This window comes from Xenorhabdus sp. NBAII XenSa04 (genome assembly GCF_963866145.1).
Lineage (GTDB): Bacteria > Pseudomonadota > Gammaproteobacteria > Enterobacterales > Enterobacteriaceae > Xenorhabdus > Xenorhabdus indica.
Genome location: NZ_CAWMEB010000328.1, coordinates 1 through 203, shown reverse-complemented (window position 1 = coordinate 203; position 203 = coordinate 1). Strand labels below are relative to the sequence as shown.

Here is a 203-nt window from a genome sequence, read left to right as displayed (position 1 = left end):
ATAATAAATATCAGCTCAGTAGCCGGACGTAAAAATTTTCCTAATCATACCGTTTATGTTGGTACAAAATTTGCTGTACATGGCATGAGCGAGAATTTAAGAGAAGAACTTTCAAAGCACAATATAAGAGTCACAATAATTGCGCCTGGTGCAGTCGAAACTGAGCTATTAAGCCACACATCCGATAAAAAAATAAAAGAAGA

At 35.5% G+C, this 203-nt stretch carries 1 protein-coding gene; it reads left to right on the top strand.

What is annotated here, in order from left to right; all coding sequences use genetic code 11:
• On the top strand, positions 1 to 203 hold a 203-nt coding region (locus tag AAC147_RS11645), incomplete at both ends, for an SDR family oxidoreductase (RefSeq protein ID WP_047686664.1).